The 2,501-nt window shown below is 61.3% G+C and carries 3 protein-coding genes; 1 reads left to right on the top strand and 2 read right to left on the bottom strand.

Annotated elements, in window-relative coordinates; translation table 11 throughout:
- Nucleotides 1-173 precede the first annotated feature (173 nt).
- Entirely contained in the window at nt 174-1,028 is an 855-nt protein-coding gene (locus NW837_RS12065; protein ID WP_414331840.1) for a M28 family peptidase, read from the bottom strand.
- Complete coding sequence (locus tag NW837_RS12070) at nt 1,025-1,807, bottom strand: HAD family hydrolase (RefSeq protein WP_414331842.1); 783 nt, start codon at nt 1,805-1,807, stop codon at nt 1,025-1,027. Before NW837_RS12070 ends, NW837_RS12065 begins: the two co-directional genes overlap by 4 nt.
- 119 nt (nt 1,808-1,926) lie before the next feature.
- Between NW837_RS12070 and NW837_RS12075 the strand changes: the two genes are divergently transcribed.
- Nucleotides 1,927-2,501: FAD-dependent oxidoreductase (locus NW837_RS12075; protein WP_414331844.1), on the top strand; the 575-nt coding region annotated here is incomplete at its 3' end.

Below are 2,501 nucleotides of genomic sequence, written 5' to 3' on the forward strand. Positions count from 1 at the left end.
TCATAACTTCCGCATTCCTCCCGACACTGACCCTACGGGTACAGTGCGGGGCTCCTGCGATTTCTAGCTGAGGATGCCAACTCTACCCTTACCCCCAGCCTCCTTCCAGAGAGAGGGGAGTTAGGACTTAACGCACGCTACTTGTTGTTGAACGACTGTGGTGTTTGGAAGAGCTACAGCGAGCGGATCCCGGCCATCAAGCCCTGGCAGACCCCCGTCAGGAAGTCTTGATCTAGGGTTTCGAGGGTGTCGCTTGGCTTGTGGTAGTGAGGGTTGCGCAAGAAGGCGGTGTCGGTAACCATAACGGCGGCGTAGCCCGCATCCCAAAAGGGGGAGTGGTCGCTCAGGCGAGTGGCAGGCAGGATTAGGCCCCGCTGCCCGGCCAGCAGCCAGCAACAAGGGATCCCCACTTTTTGAAAATCACGCTGCAGCTTGAGCAGATCCCCCCAGGTGGGCCAGTTGCCGATGAGACCGATGTAATCTCCCCGGTTGGGGTAGAGCTTCTCAAGGCCAGCGGGGTAGCGTTGGGATCCGGGGGTGGGATCCCGGTAGCCCAGCATTTCCAAAGACAGCATCAGCCGTAGGGATTGCCTCTGACGTTGAAGAAACTGGGCGTAAGCCCCACTGCCCACCATCCCCCGCTCCTCCAGGTCAAAAGCCACCAGCCACAGGGGGGAAGGGGCAGGGTTGGCGGCAAAATGGCGGGCCAATTCCAGCAACACCGCTATGCCGCTGGCGTTGTCGTCTGCTCCAGGGGTTGCCGGGGCAGCGTCAAAGTGGGCTCCGATGAGGATGGGTTGGCGGCCAGAACGGGATCCCGGCAATTTCAAGATCCAGTTGCGGTGCAGGCGGCCACCGGCCTCAAAGGGGAAGGACTCCAGGGATCCCCAGCCAGAGAGCTGCTCTTGGATGTAGCGCTCCACCTGCTGATGGCCCAGGGGCGACCAGTCGGGATCGCGGGGCTGGGCCACTTGCTGCAGATGAGCCTCTAGGCGCTGCCGCAGGTCTTGGAGATCTGACGCCATCATGAGCTTCCCACTCCAGACCGGGCAACTTGAGCATGGATCTGTCGGGCCAACTCCAGGGTGAAGTAGCGGTGGGATCCCACCGTTCCCGCCAACACCCGAAAGGGATTCTCAGGATCCCCTAGGTGATCCAACACCAAAGCTGCCCCGGAAAAATCCTGATCCCGGGTATAGTCGTTTACTGTCACCACAGTGGGAATACCGGCCTGCTGGGCCGAGCGCAGCCCATTCTCCGAGTCTTCAAAGGCCAGGCAGGCCTGGGGGGGCAGCCCCATCTGTTCCAGGGTGTAGAAGTAGATGTCGGGGGCGGGCTTTTTGGCGGGGACAATATCGCCGGCAGCGATCACTTCAAACCAGCTTAGGCTCTCCGGCAGCGCGTGCTCCAAAAGGGCTGTTACATTTTCCGGCGTGGTGGTGGTGGCAATGGCCAAGCGGATCCCAGCAGCTCTGGCCTCCTGCAGGAGGCGCTTCACCCCTGGGCGGAGTGGGATCCCCCCTTGGGCCAATAGGGCAGTGTAGTGGCGGGTTTTGGCCTGGTGCAGCCGGGCAATGAGGGCATTTAAATCTTCACCAGGGGGTAGCGGCGGCTGGCAGGTTGCAACGAAATGGCGAATGCGCTCTTTGCCCCCCGTAATGGCCAGGAGTTGGCCGTAGAGCTCCACCGACCAGTGCCAGTCCAGCCCTGCCTCGGCAAAGGCAGCGTTAAAGGCCACGCGATGACCATCCCGCTCCGTGTCCGCCAGCGTGCCGTCCACATCGAAGATCAAAGCTTGGAGTGTCATGTGTACCCCCACCCGCCTACAAGCGACTCTATGCTACTGCATGGCTTGGGTGCCCCTAGCCAGGTTTCTGGGAAGGCCAACAAGGTGAGAAAATGAGGCACTGGTTATCCAATCTCGCCATGAGCTTCGATTTTGACGTAATCATCATCGGTGCCGGCGTCGGCGGTCACGGCGCTGCTTTGCATGCTGTCGAATCCGGCCTGAAAACCGCCATCGTCGAAGGTGCAGAAATGGGCGGCACCTGCATCAACCGCGGCTGCATCCCCTCCAAGGCTCTCTTGGCCGCCTCCGGACGCCTGCGGGAACTGCAACATAGCTCTGGGCTGGGCATCCAAGTGGGATCCGTCCAGGCTGACCGGGGAGCGATTGCCGCCCATGCCGCCCAAGTGGTGGAGAAAATCCGCGCCGACATGACCCGCTCCCTGGAGAAGCTGGGGGTAACAATCCTGAGAGGGCGGGGCAAGTTGGTGGCACCCCAGCAGGTGGAAGTCCAGGAAGAGAAGGGATCCTATACCTACACGGCACAGGATGTTATTCTTGCTACGGGCTCCCGCCCCTTTGTGCCCCCTGGCATCGAGGTGGATGGCCGGACGGTGTTCACCAGCGACGAGGCGGTGCGGCTGGAGTGGATCCCGGAGCGCCTAGCGATTATCGGCAGTGGCTACATTGGCCAGGAGTTTGCCGACATCTACAC

This window comes from Synechococcus sp. R6-10, assembly GCF_047461815.1.
Taxonomy (GTDB): Bacteria; Cyanobacteriota; Cyanobacteriia; order Thermostichales; family Thermostichaceae; genus Thermostichus.

What these genes read in the sequence shown, in the direction of transcription:
- NW837_RS12065 (WP_414331840.1), bottom strand. Translation starts at nt 1,028, where the DNA reads ATGATGGCGTCAGATCTCCAAGACCTGCGGCAGCGCCTAGAGGCTCAT.
- NW837_RS12070 (WP_414331842.1), bottom strand. Translation starts at nt 1,807, where the DNA reads ATGACACTCCAAGCTTTGATCTTCGATGTGGACGGCACGCTGGCGGAC.